This window comes from Caulobacter radicis, assembly GCF_003094615.1.
Classification (GTDB): Bacteria; Pseudomonadota; Alphaproteobacteria; order Caulobacterales; family Caulobacteraceae; genus Caulobacter; species Caulobacter radicis.
Genome location: NZ_QDKO01000009.1, coordinates 70,457 through 91,663, shown reverse-complemented (window position 1 = coordinate 91,663; position 21,207 = coordinate 70,457). Strand labels below are relative to the sequence as shown.

The 21,207-nt window shown below is 69.9% G+C and carries 20 protein-coding genes and 1 riboswitch; of the genes, 3 read left to right on the top strand and 17 right to left on the bottom strand.

Annotated elements, in window-relative coordinates:
• The first annotated feature begins 378 nt into the window (after positions 1-378).
• Positions 379-1,155: a hypothetical protein gene (locus DDF62_RS25325; RefSeq protein ID WP_133244874.1), complete on the top strand. Its 777-nt coding sequence runs from the start codon at positions 379-381 to the stop codon at positions 1,153-1,155.
• A 47-nt stretch (positions 1,156-1,202) separates the two neighbouring features.
• Here DDF62_RS25325 and DDF62_RS02890 read toward each other — a convergent pair whose 3' ends face one another.
• Positions 1,203-2,480 (bottom strand): Xaa-Pro dipeptidase, encoded by a 1,278-nt coding sequence (locus tag DDF62_RS02890; protein ID WP_116487719.1) that lies wholly within the window; start codon positions 2,478-2,480, stop codon positions 1,203-1,205.
• A 94-nt stretch (positions 2,481-2,574) separates the two neighbouring features.
• Positions 2,575-3,411 (bottom strand): alpha/beta fold hydrolase, encoded by an 837-nt coding sequence (locus DDF62_RS02885; RefSeq protein ID WP_205685389.1) that lies wholly within the window; start codon positions 3,409-3,411, stop codon positions 2,575-2,577.
• A 328-nt stretch (positions 3,412-3,739) separates the two neighbouring features.
• On the opposite strand from DDF62_RS02885, the gene DDF62_RS02880 reads away from it, so the two are divergent.
• Positions 3,740-4,219 (top strand): HEAT repeat domain-containing protein, encoded by a 480-nt coding sequence (locus DDF62_RS02880; protein WP_116487717.1) that lies wholly within the window; start codon positions 3,740-3,742, stop codon positions 4,217-4,219.
• A gap of 9 nt (positions 4,220-4,228) precedes the next feature.
• Here DDF62_RS02880 and DDF62_RS02875 read toward each other — a convergent pair whose 3' ends face one another.
• From DDF62_RS02875 to DDF62_RS02815, 13 genes are all read right to left on the bottom strand, one after another.
• Entirely contained in the window at positions 4,229-5,635 is a 1,407-nt protein-coding gene (locus tag DDF62_RS02875) for a sensor histidine kinase (protein ID WP_116487716.1), read from the bottom strand.
• A gap of 3 nt (positions 5,636-5,638) precedes the next feature.
• Complete coding sequence (locus DDF62_RS02870) at positions 5,639-5,935, bottom strand: type II toxin-antitoxin system RelE/ParE family toxin (RefSeq protein WP_116487715.1); 297 nt, start codon at positions 5,933-5,935, stop codon at positions 5,639-5,641.
• 10 nt (positions 5,936-5,945) lie between these two features.
• Positions 5,946-6,161, bottom strand: coding sequence for a hypothetical protein (locus DDF62_RS02865; protein ID WP_116487714.1), 216 nt, complete (start codon positions 6,159-6,161; stop codon positions 5,946-5,948).
• A 33-nt stretch (positions 6,162-6,194) separates the two neighbouring features.
• Complete coding sequence (locus tag DDF62_RS02860) at positions 6,195-6,866, bottom strand: response regulator transcription factor (RefSeq protein ID WP_116487713.1); 672 nt, start codon at positions 6,864-6,866, stop codon at positions 6,195-6,197.
• Positions 6,867-7,048: 182 nt separating this feature from the next.
• Complete coding sequence (locus DDF62_RS02855) at positions 7,049-8,626, bottom strand: Do family serine endopeptidase (RefSeq protein WP_116487712.1); 1,578 nt, start codon at positions 8,624-8,626, stop codon at positions 7,049-7,051.
• 143 nt (positions 8,627-8,769) lie between these two features.
• Complete coding sequence (locus tag DDF62_RS02850) at positions 8,770-9,231, bottom strand: cytochrome c-type biogenesis protein (RefSeq protein WP_244286685.1); 462 nt, start codon at positions 9,229-9,231, stop codon at positions 8,770-8,772.
• Complete coding sequence (locus tag DDF62_RS02845) at positions 9,228-11,210, bottom strand: heme lyase CcmF/NrfE family subunit (RefSeq protein WP_116487711.1); 1,983 nt, start codon at positions 11,208-11,210, stop codon at positions 9,228-9,230. Before DDF62_RS02845 ends, DDF62_RS02850 begins: the two co-directional genes overlap by 4 nt.
• Positions 11,207-11,701, bottom strand: coding sequence for a cytochrome c maturation protein CcmE (ccmE, locus tag DDF62_RS02840; protein WP_116487710.1), 495 nt, complete (start codon positions 11,699-11,701; stop codon positions 11,207-11,209). Before ccmE ends, DDF62_RS02845 begins: the two co-directional genes overlap by 4 nt.
• Complete coding sequence (gene ccmI, locus DDF62_RS02835) at positions 11,698-12,810, bottom strand: c-type cytochrome biogenesis protein CcmI (RefSeq protein ID WP_116487709.1); 1,113 nt, start codon at positions 12,808-12,810, stop codon at positions 11,698-11,700. The genes ccmE and ccmI overlap by 4 nt, the downstream gene beginning before the upstream one ends.
• Positions 12,811-12,889: 79 nt before the next feature.
• On the bottom strand, positions 12,890-14,221 hold the full coding sequence (locus tag DDF62_RS02830; protein ID WP_116487708.1) for a hypothetical protein: 1,332 nt from the start codon (positions 14,219-14,221) through the stop codon (positions 12,890-12,892).
• Between the two features lie 172 nt (positions 14,222-14,393).
• Positions 14,394-15,788 carry an ATP-binding protein gene (locus DDF62_RS02825; protein ID WP_116487707.1) on the bottom strand — a complete coding sequence of 465 codons (1,395 nt, stop codon included), beginning with the start codon at positions 15,786-15,788 and terminating at the stop codon, positions 14,394-14,396.
• Between the two features lie 16 nt (positions 15,789-15,804).
• Positions 15,805-16,482: a response regulator transcription factor gene (locus DDF62_RS02820; RefSeq protein WP_101718415.1), complete on the bottom strand. Its 678-nt coding sequence runs from the start codon at positions 16,480-16,482 to the stop codon at positions 15,805-15,807.
• Positions 16,483-16,499: 17 nt separating this feature from the next.
• Positions 16,500-16,817: a PepSY domain-containing protein gene (locus DDF62_RS02815; RefSeq protein WP_101718416.1), complete on the bottom strand. Its 318-nt coding sequence runs from the start codon at positions 16,815-16,817 to the stop codon at positions 16,500-16,502.
• Positions 16,818-16,974: 157 nt separating this feature from the next.
• Positions 16,975-17,189: riboswitch (cobalamin riboswitch) on the top strand.
• A 116-nt stretch (positions 17,190-17,305) separates the two neighbouring features.
• On the opposite strand from DDF62_RS02815, the gene metE reads away from it, so the two are divergent.
• On the top strand, positions 17,306-19,654 hold the full coding sequence (metE, locus tag DDF62_RS02810) for a 5-methyltetrahydropteroyltriglutamate--homocysteine S-methyltransferase (RefSeq protein ID WP_116487706.1): 2,349 nt from the start codon (positions 17,306-17,308) through the stop codon (positions 19,652-19,654).
• Between the two features lie 300 nt (positions 19,655-19,954).
• Here metE and DDF62_RS02805 read toward each other — a convergent pair whose 3' ends face one another.
• Both DDF62_RS02805 and DDF62_RS02800 read right to left on the bottom strand, forming a co-directional pair.
• Positions 19,955-20,155: a hypothetical protein gene (locus DDF62_RS02805; protein WP_101718418.1), complete on the bottom strand. Its 201-nt coding sequence runs from the start codon at positions 20,153-20,155 to the stop codon at positions 19,955-19,957.
• A gap of 91 nt (positions 20,156-20,246) precedes the next feature.
• Positions 20,247-21,185 (bottom strand): DnaJ C-terminal domain-containing protein, encoded by a 939-nt coding sequence (locus tag DDF62_RS02800; protein WP_116487705.1) that lies wholly within the window; start codon positions 21,183-21,185, stop codon positions 20,247-20,249.
• Positions 21,186-21,207 lie beyond the last annotated feature (22 nt).

Here is a 21,207-nt window from a genome sequence, read left to right as displayed (position 1 = left end):
GGGGCAGCAATAGGCGCGCTTACGGCTCAGGTGAACGGGAAAGTGCGCGGCGGGCGGGATATCGGTGGTTGGGATTTGCGTGTTGGGGAAGCAGGGGAGGAGAGCACCTAGCCAGCCTGCTCTTCAACACCAAGCCGAGAACGAGCTCAACCACGTGTGCTGCAAGACTGCCAAACATCACTCGCCTACTAGCGACCCCGGCAGCTTCCGGACAGTCAGTGTGGCGCAGGCCGGCACGTCACCGGCGCAGAACGGACCGGGGGGGGGGGGGCGATCGAAACTAGATAGGAACGCTCGCATTGGGTGCGGCGGCCGTAAACACTCGTATAGAATTTATGGCCAAGCTTAACGCTCTCAACTGCTAGACGAGTGCGCGACGTGAAAATCCTACCGACCATTGCCTCAGGGCTCGCTGGCTGGCTGACCTATGAAGACATGCGTCGAAAGGTGCGTCACCACGAGGAAAACACGCTCTACGATCCAATCCGCGAGATAGCCGAGGCTAACGGCTACCATGTGGAGCGCGAATTTCCGTTTCCTCGCAGGCCCGGGCAGCGCGGTGATTCCAGGCGTATCGATTTCGTTTTTGCCAATGAAAGAACCGGTGACTGGGCGGTTCTTGAGGTCAAATTCAAGAAGATGGCAAAGACTATGGCTGGAGGCATAGGCAAGGACGCCTTGCGCATCCGCGACATAGATGGCGCCTTTCTCAACGCCGCCCGACCGCCCAAATCCAACCTACCAGAATTCAAGCCCAACTGCCGGCTAGATCACGGCGTTCTGGTCGTTTGGCGAGAAGGTGAAATTCTAAAGGCTATCGCAAACAGAGAGCCACTGACTGTTAAACGGCAGATAAAAATCCTACTGGACAACATGTTCGACGACCCCAAAACCGCGACGTCGCGAATGATCGCCGAAGCAATGCTGCTCAACAAGCCACGTAAGACTGTCGACATCAAAGGAGGATACTTGCGCTGGGGTAGCACTCGCACCGAGAAGCGCTATTGGCTGGCCATATTGCGCAAAACTTCTGCCTGGTCGCACCTGGAGGACGAACTAGCGAAAACGCCCAAGCCTCCAACCAACCCAAAGCTCTCCTCGGGTAGAAAGTCGCCGATTAGACACAAGAAACTCGCCCGGCAAAAGCCAGCATAGCCTGCTGGCTGGGTGCCACCAGGACGCCTCCATGAACGCTTTGCCCCCTACCGCCTCACCACCGCCCCGCCCTTCATCACGAACACCGGCTTCTCCAGCACGGTCACGTCCGCCAGCGGGTCGCCCGACACCGCGATCAGGTCGGCGTAGCGGCCGGCGGTCACCTGGCCCAGGTCCTTCTCGCGGCCCAGGGCTTGGGCGGCGTTGACCGTGGCGGCCTGGATGGCCTGGAAAGGCGTGGCGCCGTAGCGGACCATCACCGCGAACTGGCGGGCGTTGTCGCCGTGCGGATAGACCCCGGCGTCGGTGCCGTAGATCATCTTCACCCCGCCCTTGAGGGCCTTGCGGAAGTTCTCGCGCTGGACCTCGGCGATGTCGCGGTCCTTGCGCAGGTTGTCCTCCAGCACGCCGTTCTTGCGGCCTTCGGACTGGGTGTAGTCGGTGTTGTAGATGTCCATCGAGAACCAGGTCCCCTTCTGGGCGGCCAGCCTGATGCCCTCGTCGTCGACGAGGCTGGCGTGCTCGATGGTGTCGATGCCGGCGCGGATGGCCTCCTTGATGCCGGCCCCGCCGTGGGCGTGCGCGGCGACCTTCAGGCCAGCCATGTGGGCCTCGTCGGCCACGGCCTTCATCTCGTCATAGGTCAACTGCTGCTGGCCCGGCTCGTCGCCGCGCGAGAAGACGCCGCCGGTGGCGCAGATCTTGATCACCTGGGCGCCGTACTTCTTCAGGGTGCGCACCGCCTTGCGGGCCTCGTCGGGGCTGTCGATGTTGTAGGGGGCCTTCTGGTCCATCGACGGCGGGAAGAAGGTCGAGTCGCAGTGCCCGCCGGTCGCCCCGATGGCGTAGGCGGCGGTGACCACGCGCGGGCCGGGCACGATCCCCTCGTCGATCGCCTCGCGCAGGCCCACGTCGTTGAAGCGATCAGCGCCGACATTGCGCACGGTGGTGAAGCCGGCCTCCAGCGTAGCCTTGGCGTTGGCGGTCTGGGTCACGCTCCAGAAGGCGTCGCTGAACTGCAGGGAATTGTAGCCGCCATAGACCGGCGAGGCGTCGAGATGCACGTGCATGTCGATCAGGCCCGGCAGCAGGGTCGCGCCCGGCAGGTCGACGGCCTCGGCCTCCGGGGGGATCGCGAAATCGCCGGCCTTGCCGACGGCGGTGATCCGGCCGGCGACCACCAGCACCACCGGCTTGTCCACATAGCGCCCGGTGGCGACGTCGAGCAGCCGCGCGGCGGTGACGACCTTGGTCTCGGCGGCGTGCGCGGCGCTCGCGGCCAGCGCCAGGGCGACCGCCAGGGTCGAAATCGTCGGTCCACGCATCCGGTCGGCCTCGCTTCAAGTTGCAGGCGAGGACGCTAGAGCGTGACCGTGAAAGTGGAAAGGGCGGCCGCGCATGGCGGCCGCCCCTTTTTCGTCAGGCCTTGAAGAAGGCCAGCAGGTCCGGGTTGATGATCTCCGGGTGGGTGGTGCACATGCCGTGCGGCAGGCCCTTGTAGACCTTCAGCTCGCCCTTCTTGACCAGCTTGGCCGACAGCAGCGCCGAGTCGGCGATCGGCACGATCTGGTCGTCGTCGCCGTGCATCACCAGCACCGGCACGTCGACCTTCTTGAGGTCGTCGGTGAAGTCGGTCTCGGAGAAGGCCTTGATGCAGTCGTAGTGGGCCTTGACGCTGCCGGTCATGCCCTGGCGCCACCAGTTCCAGATCACGCCCTGGTCGACCTTCGCGCCCGGACGGTTGAAGCCGTAGAACGGGCCGGCCGGCACGTCGTAGAAGAACTGGGCGCGGTTGCCGGCGGTGGCGGCGCGGAAGCCGTCGAACACCTCGATCGGCAGGCCGCCCGGGTTCTTGTCGCTCTTGACCATGATCGGCGGCACCGCGCCGATCAGCACGGCTTTCGCCACGCGGCCCGGCTTGGCGCGAGCGACGTAGTGGATCACCTCGCCGCCGCCGGTCGAGTGGCCGACGTGGATGGCGTTCTTCAGGTCGAGGTGGTCGGTCAGGGCCGCGACGTCGGCGGCGTAGGTGTCCATCTCGTTGCCGGTGTCGGTCTGAGTCGAACGGCCGTGACCGCGGCGGTCATGGGCGATCACCCGGAAGCCCTGGGCGTAGAAGAACATCATCTGGTTGTCCCAGTCGTCGGCCGTCAGCGGCCAGCCGTGGTGGAACACGATCGGCTGGGCGGTCTTGGGACCCCAGTCCTTGTAGTAGATCTGCACGCCGTCCTTGGTCGTGACGAAACCGCTGCTCATGGTCTTGGCTCCTGGGGTAGGGCTCGCGGGCGAGGCCGCGGCGAAGGTCGGGGCGACCGCGAAAGCCGCCAGGCCGAGGCCGACGGCGAGGACGTCCCGGCGCGAGGCGCCGTCGTCGGAAGGTTGGGTGGTCATCGGTCGCCCTCTGCATCGAACAATCCGGGGCGCGTTTCGTTGCGGCCCCGAGCCCGTGCAAGGTGGCCCAGGGCGCCTCATGGGGCTTGAACGTATCGCGCGACCGCTGGGACGAACGCGCCGGAGCGTGCGGAGCCGGATTGAGCAGGAGGGGGCGTTTGCGATCCCAACGCCCAGGCGCCATCCTGGCGCAATGTCCGACCGCTACGAGCCGACCTCCGACTTTCTCAAGCTGGTCATCGCCGAGCAGGCGCCGCTATCGGGCGCAAAAGGCGCCGACGAGAACTTGCGCCGGCTGATCGCGCTGACCGCCGACGCCGACCGGTCGAACCGCGACTGGGCGGTCCTGCTGCTGTCCCAGGAGGAGGTCGACGGCCCGGAGGTTCGCGAGGCGCTGTTGCGCGCCGCCGAGGACGAAGACGACATCGTCCGGGCCGAAGCGATGCTGGGCCTGGCCCAGCGCGACGCCAACCTCGCCCTGCCCTTCGTGCAGGCCGCGCTCGCCGCCGAGGCCGTGGCCGGCCCCGCGCTGGAGGCCGCCGCGCTGTGCGCCCATCCCTCGCTGGTCGCCGACCTGAAGGTCTGGGCCGAGCCGTCGGACGAGGCCTATATCGACGCCCTGGCCGCCGACGCGCTGGCGGCCTGTGAGGCGGCCGCTTCGCCGCCTGAATAGGTCGCGGGCCTACTCGACGCGGGGCAGCACCAGGGCCACGCGCAGGCCCGGGCCCATGCCGTTGTATTCGCCCGGCCCCTCGGCCAGTTCCAGCCGGCCGCCGTGCGAGGCGGCCACCGCCTGTACCAGCGACAGGCCAAGGCCCGCGCCCGGCTCGCTGCGGCTGTTCTCCAGGCGAACGAAGCGCTGAACCACGCGGGCGCGGTCCTCCTCGGGCACGCCGGGGCCGGTGTCGGTGACCGAGAACTCCAGCTCGCCCGACGAGCGGCGGCGCAGGCGCAGCATGATCGCCCCGCCCTCGGGCGTATACTTGATGGCGTTGTCGAGCAGGTTGGCCAGGGCCTGGGCGATGAACTCGCGGTTGCCGCGCAGGGACAGGGCCGGCGTGATCTCGGCCTTGAAGTCCAGCCCCTTGTCCTCGCACGAGAACTCGTAGAGCTCGGCCATGTCGGTGGCCAGGTCGCTGGCCTCGAAGGTCTTCTGGTCGGGCGCCTGGCCGGCGGCCTGCAGGCGGGCGATGGCCAGCACGGCGTTGAAGGTCTTGAGCACGCCGTCGGCGTCGGCCAGGGCCGTCTCGAGCGCGGCCACCGGATCGCCCTTGCCGTTCTCGGCGTCGATCAGGGCCACTTCCATGCGGGCGCGCAGGCGGGTCAGGGGGCTGCGCAGGTCATGGGCGATGGCGTCGCCGGCGTGGCGCAGACCGCCCATCAGCCGCTCGATGCGGTCGAGCATGTCGTTCAGGCCCTCGGCCAGTTCGTCGTACTCGTCGCGGGCGCCGCGGATCTTGGCCCGGGCGTGCAGGTCGCCGCCGCGGACGGCGTTCACGACGTCCACGAGGCCCTGCATGCTGCGGCTGACGTTGCGGCTGATCAGCACCCCGCCGGCCAGGCCAAGGATGATCACCAGCGCGCCTGCGCCCCACAGGGCCCGGACGATCTTCATCACATAGCCCTGGGACTCGGCGACGTCGGCGCCGACGAACAGGATCTCGCCGCCCGCCAGCCGCTCCTGCACGCCCCGGGCCGAGCGCCGAACGGCGGCGCCGTCGAGATCGGTCTCGGTCAGGGTGAAGCTGCGCCAGGTCGGCCCCGACCCGGTGAAGTCGTCGATCGGCGACTCCTCGATCGAGCCGGTAATCCGCTTGCCGGTCTTGTCGGCGAAATAATAGAGGAACGGCCGCTCGCCGATGGCCCGCTCGACCAGGGTCTGGTTCAGGGCGTTGACCCCGCCCTGGCGATAGGCCGCCTCCAGGCTCTCCATCTCGCGGGTGATCTCGGCGTCGGCGCGCCGATCCACCTCGCCGGCGGTGGCGATGTAGATATAGCCGAGGAACGCCGTCGCCGCCGCCGCGAACAGGGCCAGGAACAGCAGGGTGAGCCGAAAAGGCGTCGATCGAACGAGGCGCGGCAGGCGCATGGATCAGGTCTTCTTACCGATCAGAGCGTCAAGGTCGCGCCGGCCGTCCAAGACCCGCAGCACCTCGACGCCGCCCGATATCGGGCGATAAACGATGATCCACGGCTTGACGCTGTGAACGCGCGCGCCGCGGCGTGTAGCCCGGCCAAGGTGCGGAAAAGCCGCCAGGTTTGGCAAGGCCGCCTCCAGTCTTCTCAGCACCGCCGACGCCGCCGAAAGCCCGTTGTCGGAAGCGACCTGACGAAAGATGTCGCGAAGGTCCGCCTCAGCCTTGGCCGTGGTGACGAAACGCGGCGGCACGGTGGACGGGTCAGGACTTGCGCTGGACTTGAAGAAACCGGGAGGTCTCCTCTGCGATCAGCTTTTCCACATCGAGCACCGAGCGCTCACCGCCCTGGGCGTCCGCCTCCGCGACGAGCGCCTCCAGCGCATCCTCGTTCCGCGAGAGCCACGCATCGAGGTCCGCCTCGGAGAGCTCCGGATCGGTGGCGACGTCCTTGGTAAAAGGCTTGGACGGCTTGTTCATGGCCACGAGCCTAACACGGGTCCGACGAGCCGCCTACGGATCGAGCCGGTAGCCGGCCCCGCGCACGGTCTGCAGCATGGCCCGGTCGAACCCCTTGTCGATCTTGCTGCGCAGGCGGGAGATGTGCACGTCGATGACGTTGGTCTGCGGGTCGAAGTGGTATTCCCACACCTTCTCCAGCAGCATGGTGCGGGTCACCGACTGGCCGGCGTGGCGCATCATGAACTCCAGCAGCTGGAACTCCCGGGGCTGCAGGTCGATCTCCTTGCCCTGGCGATGGACCGTGCGGTTGATGAGGTTCATTTCGAGCTCGCCCACCTTGAGGGTGGTCGCAACGGCTCCAGTCTCGCGGCGGCGCGACAGGGCCTCGACGCGGGCGATCAGTTCGGGGAAGGCGTAGGGCTTGACCAGGTAGTCGTCGGCGCCGGCCTTCAGGCCGTCGACGCGGTCGCCGACCTCGCCCAGGGCCGACAGGAACAGCACAGGCGTCTGGTCGCCCTCGCGGCGCAGGGTCGAGACCACCTCGACGCCGTTCTTCTTGGGCATCATGCGGTCGACGATCAGTACGTCGAAGCCGCCCTTGCCGGCCTCGACCAGGCCGGCCTCGCCGTCGGGCGCGTGGACGCAGGCGTAGCCGGCTTCGGTCAGGCCATGGGACATCGCGCCGGCGGCCTCGAGATCGTCCTCGATAATCAGAATACGCATCAGCCAACCCCTCGTGCGCCGACAGAGAACAATCGACGTTCTCCCGATTCTATCGACCGGCGCGATAGTTGGCGACTGGATACCGGCTTCGCGCGCGGCCGTCCCTTAAACCTTGGTCACATACGAAAAGCCCCGCCTCGACGGATCGAGGCGGGGCTGATCGTTCACGATGGAAGGGGCGCTCAGGGAGCGATCTTGATCGCGATGATGGTCGGGCGGCCGGCGCGGATGATGCGCAGGTTGACGCTCGGACGCTGCAGCTTCTTGGCCGCGTCGATGGCGGCGTTGACCTCGCCGATCGTGACGACCTGTTCGCCGTTGATGCTGCTGATCACGTCGCCCTTGCGCAGGCCCTTCTCGCCGGCGTCGGACGTGGCCTTCACGCTGTCGATCAGCAGGCCCTTCACGGCGCTGTCGATGCCGTTGGCCTTGCGGGCCGCGTCATCAAGGGGCGACAGGCTCATGCCCAGGGCCTCGGCCTTGGGAGCCGCCGGCTTGGCCGGAGCGGCCTTGTCACCGCCGTCCTCGTTGTCGTTGTCGGCCAGTTCCTTCTCGGTCGGGCGCACGCCCGAGCGGATCTCGACGGTGCGGGGCTTGCCGCCGCGCAGCACGGCCAGCTTGATGACCTCGCCCGGACGGGCCTTGGCCACTTCGCGGGTCAGTTCCGAGCCGCTCTTGATCGCCACGCCGTTGACGCTGGTGACCACGTCTTCGGGCATCAGGCCGCCGCGCTGGGCCGGACCGCCCGGCACCAGGTCGGCGACGATGGCGCCCTTGGTCCCGGCCAGGCCTTGCGCCTCGGCCATCTCGCTGGTGAACGGCTGGATCTGGGCGCCGATGTAGCCGCGCACCACCTTGCCGCCGTTGATGAGCTGCTTGGCGGTGGCCTCGGCCACGTCGGCCGGGATCGCGAAGCCGATGCCCACCGAGCCGCCGGTCGGCGAGAAGATCGCCGTGTTCACGCCGATCACCCGGCCGTAGATGTCGAACGACGGACCGCCCGAGTTGCCGCGGTTGATGGGGGCGTCGATCTGGATGTAGTCGACGAACTGCGAGGAGTTGTCGCCCAGGTCGCGGCCATAGGCCGAGATGATCCCGGCCGTAGCCGTGCCGCCCAGGCCGAACGGGTTGCCGATGGTGATCACCCAGTCGCCGACGCGCGGACGGGCCTGGTTCTCGAAGTTCACGAACGGGAACGCCGCGCCCTTGGCCTGCGGGTCGATGACCTTGATCACAGCCAGGTCGGTGCTTTCGTCGCGACCGACGATGGTGGCCTTCAGCTCACGACCGTCCTTCATGACGACATTGATGCCGTCGGTGTCGGCGTCGGCCACCACGTGGTTGTTGGTGACAATGTAGCCGTCGGCCGAGATGAAGAAGCCCGAGCCCGAGGACTGCTGCTTGGGCGCGGCCTGGGCGTCCTCGCCCTCCTCGCCCGGCTTCTGGCCGCGCGGCACGATGTCGAACGGCAGGCCTTCCAGGCCCGGAATGCGCAGGCGGGCCTTCGGGTCGGCCTTCGAGGTCACGTCGATCTGCACGACGGCCGGCGAGACCTTCTCGAAGATGTCGGCGAAGGACAGCGGCGCGCCGGGCGGCGGGGCGAACATCGGGGCGCTGGTCGCCGAAGCGCGCACCAGCGACGGCTCCTGCTCGGCCGCGCCGGCCGGTCCCATGCGCATGCCCACGCCGGCCAGGGCGGCGCAAGCAACGCCGGCCCCCGCGACGGCGCCAACAATAAATCCTGACTTCCGAGCAGCCATCTTTCGTCTTTCCTCACCCACGACGCTCCGCGCCGGGTTCTCGAACAGAACCTAGTTGCACCAGCAATTCGTGCAACGGTTCCAGGATTATCTTTCCTTCATCCTCGCGGCGTTTCTTGCGGCCTCATCAGGGCGCAATCGTGTCATTCGCCCTCGAGTAGTCCCTTCAGCCGCGCTTCTTCCTCCGCCGACAGCGCTTCAGGCCCGGCTTCCGGAACCCGCCGACGCCGCAGCAGCGCGACCATCAGCCCCCCGCCGGCCAGCAGAACCGCCAGCGGCGTAAGCCAAAGCACCGCGTTTCCAGCCGAGAACGGCGGCTTCAGCAGCACGAATTCGCCGTAGCGCTCCGTCAGGAACGCACGGATCTGCGCGTCGCTCCGCCCCTGCTTCACTTGGTCGCGCACCAGCAGACGCAGGTCGCGGGCCAGAGCGGCCTCCGAGTCGTCGATGGACTCGTTCTGGCAGACCAGGCACCGCACTTCCTTGAACAGATCGCGCGCCCTGGCCTCCTGGGCGGGGTCGGGCAGGCGTTCGGAAGGGTCGGACGCGGCGGCCATGCAGGCGATGGCGGCCATGGCCAAGGCGAGGGTGCGGAAGGCCTTCACGCCTGCGCTCCCTTGGCTTTTCTGGCGACGCCCATGCGCAGCCGGCGGTCCGACAGCGAGACGATGCCGCCCAGCGCCATCACCAGCGGTCCCAGGAAAATCAGCCGCACCCACGGATTGACATAGGCCCGCACCAGCCAGGCCGGCTGGCCGTTCGCGCCGGCCCGGCGCTCGCCGATGACGACATAGAGATCGTCCAGGCCGCGCGGGCACAGCGCCACTTCCGAGGTCGTCTGGCCGCCCGTGGGGAAGAACCGCCGCTCGGGCTGGGCGGTGCAGACAGGCCCCCCGCCCTGCTTCTCGATCCGCACGATGCCGCGCTCGGCCAGGTAGTTGGGGCCTTCCAGCGTGCCGACGTCGGTCAGGGTCAGCACATAGCCGCCCAGCTCGAACCCGCCGCCCACCGACAGCGCCTGGGCGGTCTCCACCTTCCAGGCGGTCTCGAAGCTGGCGCCCAGCACGAACAGGCCAAGGCCAGCATGGGCGATGGTCGTGCCCCAGGCTCCGCGCGGCAGGCCGCCGGCCCGGCGACGCACCTCGGCCCAGGGGACGCGGAAGGCCTTCACCCGTTCGAAGAGCTCGGCCAGCGCCCCGCCGATCAGCCAGAAGCCCAGGACGAGGCCCAGACTCGCCAGCGCCTTGCGCGGGGTCACCACGGCGTAGGCGACGAGGCCCAGGATCGCGGCGACCAGCAGGGCCAGCCACAGGCGGCGCACCATCAGGCGCGCGTCGCCCCGCTTCCAGGCCAGAAGCGGCCCGGCCGGCAGGATGGCCAGGGCCAGCACCAAGAGCGGCGTGAAGGTCAGGTTGAAGAACGGCGGGCCCACCGAGACGGCCTCGCCGTCCATGGCCTCGCGGATCAGCGGATAGAGCGTGCCCAAGAGCACCGTCGCCGTCGCCGCCGACAGGATGATGTTGTTGAGCACGATGGCGCTCTCGCGGCTGACCGGCGCGAACAGGCCGCCGGCGTTCAGGCTCGGCGCGCGGATGGCGAACATCAGGAAGCCGAACCCGGCCGCGATCCCCATGATGGTGAGCAGCAGCACGCCGCGCGTCGGGTCGACGGCGAAGGCGTGCACGCTGGTCAGCACGCCCGAGCGCACCAGGAACGCCCCCAGCATCGAGAAGCCGAAGGCCGCCAGCGCCAGGAACACCGTCCAGCCCGGCAGGGCGCCGCGCTTTTCCAGCACGATGGCCGAGTGCAGCAACGCAGCGCCGATCAGCCAGGGCATGAAGCTGGCGTTCTCGACCGGGTCCCAGAACCACCAGCCGCCCCAGCCCAACTCGTAATAGGCCCAGAAGGCGCCGAGCGTGATGCCGACGGTCAGCAGGCTCCAGGCCGCCAGGGTCCAGGGCCGCACCCAGCGGGCGAAGGCCGCGTCGACCTTGCCCTCGATCAGGGCGGCGACCGCGAACGAGAACACCACCGAAAAGCCGACATAGCCGGCGTAGAGGAACGGCGGGTGCACGGCCAGCGCCCAGTCCTGCAGCAGCGGATTGAGCGAACGGCCCTCCACCGGCGGGTCGGCCAGGCGGGTCAGCGGGTTCGAGGCGAAGACGGTATAGGCCAGGAAGAGCACGCCCAGCGCGCCCTGCACGGCCACGGCCCAGGCCCGCAGGCGCGGCGGCAGGCGCTCGCCGAACACCGCCACGGCCGCGCCGTAGCCGGTCAGCACCAGGCACCACAGCAGCATCGAGCCCTCGTGGCTGCCCCAGGCGCCGGCCACCTTGTAGAGCAGCGGCTTGGCGGTGTGGGAGTTGGCCGCCACGTTGGCCACCGAGAAGTCCGAGCCGACGAAGGCGTAGATCAGCGCCGCGAAGGCGCAGGCCAGGGCCGCGAAGGCGCCCAGGGCCGCGCCGCGCCCCGCCCCGGCCAGCACGCCCGAACGCCGCCACGCGCCGGCGGCGGAAAGACCCGTCTGGGCGACCGAAAGGGCCAGGGCCAGGACCAGCGCGAAGGCGCCGAACTCGACGATCATTGGGCGGCCTTCTCCGGACCATAGGACGGCGGAGGCGCGCCCTCGCCGCGCCACTCGCCCTGCTCCTTGATGGCCTTGGCCACCTCGCGCGGCATGTAGCGCTCGTCGTGCTTGGCCAGCACCTGCTTGGCGACGAACACGCCGCCCTCGTCGAAGGCGCCGGTGGCGACGATCCCCTGCCCCTCGCGGAACAGGTCGGGCAGGTCGCCCTGGTAGCGCACCTTGCTGGTCGCCTTCTGGTCGGCGACCGTGAACTCCACCAGGCCGTCGGGATGCTTGACCACGCTGCCGGCCTGGACAAGCCCGCCCAGCTGCACCTTGCGGCCGGCGGGCACCCTGGCCTCCTGGGCCTGGGCGGGGGTGTAGAACAGCGAGATCGAGTCCCGCATGCCGTACAGCGCCAGGCCCACGGCCAGGGCGGCGACCGGCGCGATCGCCAGCAGGATGGTCAGGCGCCGGCGCGCCTTGCGGGATTTCGGGAGAAAGCTCATCGGCCGTTCAGATTCTGCGGGGGCGTGTCGGCGGCCTGGCGCAGGGCGGCCAGCACCCGAGGCTGGTCCTTGAAGCGCGCCGAAGCGTCCTTCAGGGCCGCGTCGCGGCGGGCGGCGTCGCCCTGCACGGCATAGGCGCGCACCAGTCGCACCCAGCCCTCGGGATCGTCGGGCGCGGCGGCCAGGCGTTGAGCGAGACCTTCGACCATGCCCTGGATCATGTCGGGCGTAACCTCGCCGGCGGCGGCCGCTTGCGGGGCCGCGTCGACCAGGCGGCCGGCCTGGGCGGTGCGGTCGATCTCGGCGGCCAGCACCGGGCGACGCGGGTCGTCCACGGCCAGGTCGGCCAGCACCGCGCGCCAGCCGGCAAGGCCCGTCTCCAGCTTGCCGTCGGCGATCTCGCCCTTGGCCAGGTGATAGCGGGCCGACAGGTTCTTGGGGTCTCGCTCCAGCGCCTGCGCGAAGGCCGTGCGGGCGTCGGCGCCCACCTGGCCCTCCTCGCTGGTCACGAAGGCCTCGCCCAGCGCGGTCCACAGGTCGGCGCGCTGCGGCGCCAGGCGCACGGCCTTGCGCAGCGCCTCGGCCGCGCCGACCGCGTCGCCGCCGGCCATGCGGGCGATGGCGAGGTTGCGATAGAGCTCGGGATTGGCGCCGTCCTTGCCGCGGGCCGCCTGCTCGAGGATCGCCACGATGCGCGGCGGGTCCAGCATGGCCGGATCGCCGGCCTTCCACTCGGCCACTCGCTTGGCGAACGGCTGGTCGGGCGCGCCCGGCGCGCCGACAGCCACATAGAGGCCAAGCGCCAGCAGCGGCGCGGCGGCCGCGGCGATCACCGTCACGCGGCGCGGGCCAAGACCCTCCCTGGGCCAGGCCGTGCTCTGGTCGGCGGCGGCCAGCAGGCGACGCCCGGCCTCGGCGCGGGCGGCCTTCAGCTCGCCCTCCGCCAACAGGCCGCGCTCGGCCAGCTCGTCGATCTCGGACAGCTGGCGGCGGTGCACGGCCATGGCCGGATCGTCCCCGGCGGGCGCCAAGCCACGCGCCGCGCCTCGCAGCACCAGGGCGGCGACGGCGGCGGACAGACCCGCGGCGGCGATCCAGAAGCCTATCATGGCCAGAAACCGATCATGAGATCGCTGTTAGCCGGAGAAGCGTCCGCCCGTCAGTGAAAAAACGCTCTTAAGGGAGGGATTAGGCCGCCATGGCCGCGACGGCGCGGCGGCGGACGATCTCGGCGGTCTTCTCGTCGCGCGTATGGACGATGTAGCCGGCGGCGATGTCGAGATAGGCCCGGGCGATCTGCGGGTCGCCGCCCTCGCCGGTGCGGGCCACGTGCAGGCAGTCCTCGATGTATTGGTCCAGGCGCTGGTTCAGCTTTTCCAGCGCCTTGGTGCGGGTCGCGCCATAGCCGGCCTGGGCCGCGCAGGGGCGCAGGTCCTCGATGAAGGACAGGGCCCCCGCCGCCCGGCGCACCAGGGCCTCGTCAGGCGCCGCGTCCAGCTTGGGCACGCCCTTGCCGCCGCCCATCTTGCCCATCATCGAGATCGGCCGCGACGGCAGGGCCAGCGACAGCTCTTTGTCGGCCGCGTTCATCCGCGCCTCGGCCGCCTGGGCGGCGGCCTGCTTGAACTTCGAGATCCGCTTGCCCCAGGGGCCGTCCTTGGCCACGTCCACGGCCTGCTCGAACTCGGTCAGCTGGTTGGCGATGCGCTGGGCGCTGGCGGCCGCCTCGCGCCCGGCCGCCACGCCGCCGGCGAGGTCGAAGCCGCGCACCTGCTCGATGCTGGCCTCGATGTCGGCCAGCATCCGCTCGCCGAAGGCCTTGACCTCCGACGAGGCCAGGTAGCGGTCGTTAGGACGGTCCATCACCGCCGAGATCACCCGCAGGATCCGCCACGGCTCGGGGAGGTGCGCGGCCAGCATCTCGAACATCCGGGGCCCGGCGTCGCCGCTGATGGCGCAGGCGTCGCGATAGGCCAGGCGCGCCGAGGCCGCCCGCTCGCCGTTCATGCGGCTGACCCATTCCGACAGCCGCGGCAGGGCGTTGCGGACGATCACCGACAGGTCGAGATAGTCGGCCAGGGCCGCCGCGTCGCAGATCTGGCCCACCGCCTCGAACTCGGGCCGGGCCGGCGCGCGCAGGCCGCGCGCGGCGATCTTGCACAGCTGGTTGAAGACGTCGGGGGCGCCGTTGTCGAGGTCCCAGGGATTGCAGCGCGCCGCGCCCTCGGCGACCTGGCGCGGGGCCTCGGCTTTCAGCGCGATCCACAGCAGGGCCAGCGCCCGGCGCGGAAACTGCGGCAGGTCGGCCGCGCGCGGCTGGCACAGCGGGGCGATCGGCGAAAGGATGGTGTTGCGGACGTAGCGGTCGGCCGTCTCGTCCTCGACGAGGGCCCTCACGGTCGACAGCGCCCCGCCCGTCGCATTGGCCAGGGCCAGCTCGAGACTGCGCAGAGCCGCATCGGGCGCGGTCTCGACCAGCGTCCGGATGATCTGCAGTTTTTGCGCGGCGAGTGCGGCCATGGATCTCCGCCGGGAACTGGGGGGTCCTGGCAGCGTCAACCATGTTGCGGACGAGGTTAAAACTTTCCGAAACCGCTGCTTTTTCAATGCGGGAAGGTCGGGCGAATGGTCGCGGGGCCCTCGGCTCCACCTCCGCGACAGCGAGCTCGCCCCAAAATGGCGCCCGGTAGCGTTAACCCTCGGCGCGCGGCAGCGACAGCACGACCCGCAGCCCCCCCAGCGGCGAATCGTCCAGCGTCACCGAGCCGCCATAGGCCCGCGCCAGCTCGTCGACGATCGACAGGCCAAGGCCCGTGCCCGGGGTGTGCTCGTCCATCCGCTGGCCGCGCTTGAGCGCCTGGGCCCGCTGCTCGGGCGGAATGCCCGGACCATCGTCGTCGACGATCAGCAGCATCTTGCCCTCGCCGTCCGGTTTCGCCTCGGCCCGGATCCTGGCCTTCGACCACTTGCCGGCGTTCTCCATGACGTTGCCGGCCAGCTCCATGAAGTCCTGCCGCTCGCCCTGGAAGCACAGGTCTTCGGGGCAGCGCCAGTCGATCTCGACGCCCCGGCCCTCGTCCTTGTCCTGGAAGATCCGCTCCAGCGTCACCGCCAGCTCGTCGAGGATCGGCTCGACCGGCGTGCGCTCGCCGCTGGTCTGCGAGCGCGCCGCCGCCCGCGCCCGGCGCAGGTGGTGGTCGACCTGCTCGCGCATGGTCTGGGCCTGGCGCTCGACCACCTCGGCCAGAAGGCCGCCCTGCTGGCTGGCCTCTGTCAGCATCACCGACAGCGGCGTCTTCAGGGCGTGAGCGAGATTTCCGACGTGGGTGCGCTGGCGCTCGACGACTTCCTGGTTGTGGGCCAGGAGGCCGTTCAGTTCCTCGGCCAGCGGCTCCAGTTCCACCGGATAGGGGCCGGCCAGCCGCTCGGCCTTGCCGCGCCGCACGTCGGCGATCTCGCGGCGCAGGCGGAAGATCGGCTGCAGGCCGAAACGCACCTGCACGACGATGGCCAGGATCAGGCCCGCGCCCAGCAGCAGCAGGGCGAAGATCGTGATCCGCCCGAAGCGGTCGGCGTCGGCGTCGATCGGCGAGCGGTCCTCGGCGGCGATGAACACCACCGGATCGGGATAGTTGGGCAGCCGCGCCAGGATCGCCGCCGCCCGCAGCGGCTTGTCCTGCGGACCGTGCATGTCGAAGAACTGGGTCTTGCCCGGGTCGGCGGTCAGCCGGTCGACCTGGGCGGTCGACAGCATCAGGTCGCTGTCGAACAGCGAGCGCGAGCGCTCTACCGCCTTCAGCGACCCGTTGCGCTGGGCGAAGATCGTCCAGTACCGGCCCGAATAGGCCCGCGTGGCGCGGATGTCGGTCAGGAACGGCGCCTTCAGCACCCCGTCCTCCACCGCCGAGCCGGCGTAGAGGTCGTCGGTCAGCACCGCCAGCGACTGGTCGAACCGGCGGATCGCCGCGTCGCGGAACTGGGCGGTCAGGAAGGCCCCGGCCGCCAGCAGGACGATCAGCGTCCAGCTGGCCGCCAGCAGCACCAGCCGCCGGACGAGCGAGCGCTTGCGGAAGCCGAGCAGCATCAGGCGCCGCCGCGCGGGATCACCCGGCCGTCTCGCCTTCCAGCGGGATCAGGCGATAGCCCAGGCCGCGCACCGTCTCGATGCGGTCGGCGCCCAGCTTCTTGCGCAGCCGGCCGATGAACACCTCGATGGTGTTGCTGTCGCGGTCGAAGTCCTGGTCGTACAGGTGCTCGACCAGCTCGGTGCGGCCGATCACCCGGCCCTGGTGCATCATCATGTAGTGCAGCAGGCGGTATTCCAGCGAGGTCAGGCGCAGCGGCTCGCCGTTGACGCTGGCCCGCGCCGCGCGCGGGTCCAGGCGCAGGCCGCCGCAGGTCAGGCTCGGCGCGGCGTGGCCGGCCGAGCGCCGCAGCAGCGCCCGCAGGCGCGCCAGCAGCTCCTCGGTGTGGAAGGGCTTGGTCAGGTAGTCGTCGGCGCCCGCGTCGAAGCCGGCGACCTTCTCGCTCCAAGCGCCGCGGGCGGTGAGGATCAGCACCGGCGTGGCGACGCTGCCGCGCCGCCAGCGCTCCAGCACCGACACCCCGTCCACCTTGGGCAGGCCCAGGTCGAGGATCACCGCGTCATAGGGCTCGGTCTCGCCCAGGAACTGGGCCTCCTCGCCGTCGGCGGCATGGTCGACCGCGTAGCCGGCGTCGGCCAGGGCCAGCTTCAGCTGGCGCGACAGGTCGGGATCGTCTTCGACGAGCAGGATGCGCATGTTAACCTAGGAACTCCTTAGCCCCCGCTGAGGATCTGGCCGCTCTCGGCGTCGACGATGAAGTCGATGCGGCGGCCGTCGGTCGTCGCCCAGCGGATGCGATAGTTGCGCCCTTCCAGGCCCGCGTCGAGCAGGCGGCCGGGGGTGCGGCGCGAGATGCGGTCGATGACCACGCTCAGCGGCACCAGCCGGCCCGACTGAACGCCGCCGCGCGCCTGGTCCTGCCGGGCGCGCCAGTCGGCGCCCAGGGAGTCAGGGCCGCGCTGGGCCAGAGCCGCGCCCGGGAGGGCGGCGACGATGGCGGCTGCGGCGAGTATGGCTCGGATCGGCTTCATGGCGTCCGGTTTAGCCGGGGACGGCTGAATGGAGACTGAACGCGGGGTTTATGAACGGTGTGCGACGTCCTGTCACGGGCCAAGGCCACGCTCCGACGCAATCGGAGATCACATAAAGATATCTTTATGTCCCAATTGACAAGGCGCGCGACCCCAGGCTTGATAAGGGGGTCGTGGTCTGCGGGCGTTTCGCGCCCAAAGCTAAGAGGGAAGCCGGTGTGAAACCGGCGCTGCCCCCGCAACTGTAAGCGGCGAGCGGCCGTCCGATACGTGTCACTGGCGCCCCGAACTCGACTCGGTGGGGCGCCGGGAAGGCCAGGACGGCGGCGTTGACCCGCGAGCCAGGAGACCTGCCTCGACAGATAACGTCCTCCGGCGGGGTGCCCGGTCTGGTCGCGAGTTCCAGGCGCGGGTCGGCCATCCCGTTCGCGCGCCTGTGCGCCTGCGCCCCGTCCAGCCTCCGTCACCATCGAGACAGAGGCTAAGAAATGACCGTCACCGTCGCCGCCCTCGGCTTTCCCCGCATCGGCCCCCAGCGCCGCCTGAAGACCGCCCTCGAAGCCCACTGGGCCGGCCGCCTGGACGCTGAAGGGCTCCAGACCGAGGCCGCCACCCTGCGCGCCCTGGCCTGGCGCCGCCAGGCGCACCTGGGCGTCGACCACGTGCCCAGCAACGATTTTTCGCTGTACGACCACGTGCTCGACACCGCCGTCATGGTCGGCGCGGTTCCCGCCGCCTACGGCTGGACCGGCGGACCGGTCGACCTGCCCCTCTACTTCGCCCTGGCGCGCGGCACGCAGGGTCGCCAGGCCTGCGACCACGGCTGCGCCCACGAGACCTCGCCCACCGGCCTGCCGGCGCTCGAGATGACCAAGTGGTTCGACACCAACTACCACTACCTGGCCCCCGAGCTGTCGCCCGGCCAGGCCTTCGCCCTGACCTCGACCAAGGTCGTCGACGACTTCCTCGAGGCCAAGGCGCAGGGGATCTTCACCCGCCCGGTGATCCTGGGCCCCGTCACCTTCCTCAAACTGGCGAAAAGCAAGGACCCCAACCCGCATGGGGACTTCCAGCCGCTGTCGCTGCTGTCTTCTCTGCTGCCCGTCTACGCCGAGGTCCTGCAACGCCTGGCCCAGGCCGGCGCCGACTGGGTGCAGATCGACGAGCCGTGCCTGGCGCTCGACCTCACCGACTTCGAGCGCGCCGAAATCCGCCGCGCCTACGGCGCCCTGACCCACGCCGCCCCGCGCATCCGCATCCTGCTGGCCAGCTATTTCGGGACCTACGGCGACAACCTGTCGACGGCCGCCAACCTGCCCGTCGACGGACTGCACCTCGACCTCGTCCGCGCCCCGGGCGACCTCGACGCCGTCATCGCCCTGGCCCGCGACAGCCTCGTTCTTGAGCTGGGCGTCGTCGACGGCCGCAATGTCTGGCGCGCCGACCTGACGGCCATCCTCGACCGGGTCGAGCCGATCGTCGCCGCCCGCGGCCCCGACCGCGTGATCCTGGCCCCGTCCTGCTCGCTGCTGCATACCCCGCTGGACCTCGCCATCGAGACCGATCTCGACCCCGAGGTCAGCCAGTGGCTGGCCTTCGCCGTGCAGAAGCTGGAAGAGCTGGCGATCCTGGCCAAGGCCCTCAACCAGGGCCGCGCCGCCGTTCGCGCCGAACTCGACGCCGCGGGCGCCGCCGTCGCCTCGCGCAAGACCTCGCCGCGCATCCACGACCCCGCCGTCCAGGCCCGCGCCGCCGCCGTAACCACCGATGACGCGGCCCGCGCCACGCCGTTCGAGCAGCGCATCGTGCTGCAACAGACAAGGCTTAACCTGCCGCCCCTGCCGACCACCACCATCGGCTCGTTCCCGCAGACCGCCGCCGTCCGCCAGGCCCGCGCCGCCCACGCCAAGGGCCAGCTGGCCGACGCCGACTACGCCGACTTCCTGCGCGCCGAGACCGCCCGCGCGGTGGCCTGGCAGCAGGAGATCGGCCTCGACGTGCTGGTCCACGGCGAGTTCGAGCGCAACGACATGGTCCAGTATTTCGGCGAGCGGCTGAACGGCTTTGCCTTCACCCGGCACGCCTGGGTGCAGTCCTACGGCTCGCGCTGCGTGCGCCCGCCGATCCTCTACGGCGACGTCTCGCGCCCCGCGCCGATGACGGTCGAGTGGTGGGCCTACGCCCAATCCCTCACCGCCCGGCCGATGAAGGGCATGCTGACCGGCCCGGTCACCATCCTGCAGTGGTCGTTCGTCCGCGACGACATCCCCCGCGGTGAAACCTGCCGCCAGATCGCCCTGGCCGTCCGCGACGAGGTCGTCGACCTCGAGGCCGCCGGCGCGGCGATCATCCAGATCGACGAGGCCGCCCTGCGCGAGGGCCTGCCCCTGCGCCGCGGCGACTGGGACGCCTATCTCGCCTGGGCCGTCGAGGCCTTCCGCATCGCCGCCAGCGGCGTGCGCGACGAGACCCAGATCCACACCCACATGTGCTATTCGGAGTTCAACGACATCATCGCCGCCATCGGCGCCATGGACGCCGACGTCATCTCCATCGAGACCGCGCGCTCGAAGATGGAGCTGCTCGACGCCTTCGAGGCCTACGCCTACCCGGCCCAGATCGGCCCCGGCGTCTACGACATCCACGCCCCCCGCAGCCCCGCCTCCGACGAAATGCTCGACCTGCTGGCCAAGGCCGGCCAGCGCCTGTCGCCGGCCCAGCTGTGGGTCAATCCCGACTGCGGCCTGAAGACCCGCAAGTGGGAGGAGGTCGAACCGGCCCTCGCCAACATGGTCGCCGCCGCGAAAGCCGCGCGCGAGCAACTGGTCGGGGCCTAGCCGACACGGAGGGCGCGCCGCACGAGGCGCGCCCTTTGCCGCAGCCCGTCGTTCCGCCCCCTCGTGCAAGGACCTCCATCTGCTACCGACAGCCTTCACAAAGCAGGTGGATTTGATGGCGGCTATGGGGGGGAGCGCGCTTCGAGCCCCTCTCTCAGGGAGAGAGGGTCTAAGGACGTCCGCAACGGGACGCGACCAGACGTTGCTCGCCGGGCCGGCTTCGGACTCCAGATCGACGTCGCAAGCAACTGCCGGCTTTGGTCAACACCGGCCCTCGCGGCGGAAATGACCTGTTGGGCCTCAGGCCGAGATGTCGACCAGCACGCCGGTCAGTTCGCCAGTGGCCTGGGCCAGGGCCGCGCCGGCGGCCTGGGTCGCCTTGGCGTTGGTCTGCGCCACCGCCAGCTGGGTCAGGTCGACGATGGCCGCGGCGGCTTCGCCCGAACCGGCCGGCCGCGGCGGGGCGTAGCGGACGGCGGCGTTGGTTGCGGAAACCTGCACGGCGACTTCCCTTCTGGAAACACCGCGCAATCTGTTCGCCAGGTCTTAACCAGACCTGACCAGGCATGGTTAAGACCCGATGCGCCCGCCCCTAGCGTCGCTTGGGCGCGTAGGGCTTCTGCTCGCGCCAGGCCTGGGCGAACTTCTCCAGGTCCTCGTCGATGGTCTCGGGCAGGGTGACGACCAGGCGGGCGTAGAGGTCGCCGCGATGGCCCTTGGCGTCGGCCAGCCCACGGCCCTTCAGCCGCAGCTTGGAACCGCTGTTGGCGCCCTTGGGCACCGTCACATTGACCGGACCGTCGGGCGTCGGGGCCTCGACCTTGCCGCCCAGCACCGCGTCGGGAACGCTGACCGGCAGGTCCATGACCAGGTGCTCGCCTTCCTTGCGGTAGATCGGGTGCGGCTTGACCGCCAGCTCGATCAGGGCGTCGCCGTTGCCGCCGCGGCCTGGGCTGCCCTGGCCCTTCAGGCGCAGGGTCTGGCCTTCCTGGGCGCCGGCCGGAATGGTCACGTCGATGGTGCGGCCGTCAGAGAAGGCCACGCGCTTCTTGCCGCCCTTGATCGACTCTTCCAGGTCGATGTCGAGCCGCGCGCGCACGTCCGCGCCCTTGGCCGAGAAGCCGCCGCCGCCGAAGCCGCCGCCGGCCCCCGCGCCGCGATTGCGGCCCAGGATGTCGCCGAACAGGTCGTTGAGGTCGATCTCGGGGCCCTCGCCCCCGCCGCCGCCGCGCCCGAAGCCGCCGCCCCGGCCAAAGCCGCCGCCGAACGGACCGCCGCCCGCGCCGCCGAAACCGCGCATGGTCTCGCGCCCGTCGGCGTCGATCTCGCCGGCGTCGAACTTCTTCTTCTTCTCGGCGTCGCCGAGGATGTCGAAGGCCGCGCTGACCTGCTTGAACTTGTCCTCGGCCTTCTTGTCCCCGGGATTGGTGTCGGGGTGATACTGCTTGGCCAGCTTGCGGAAAGCCTTGCGGATCTCGTCCGCGCTCGCGCCGCGGGAAACGCCAAGCTCCAGATAGGGGTCGCGCGCCAAGGAAGGCCCTCAAGACAGTACG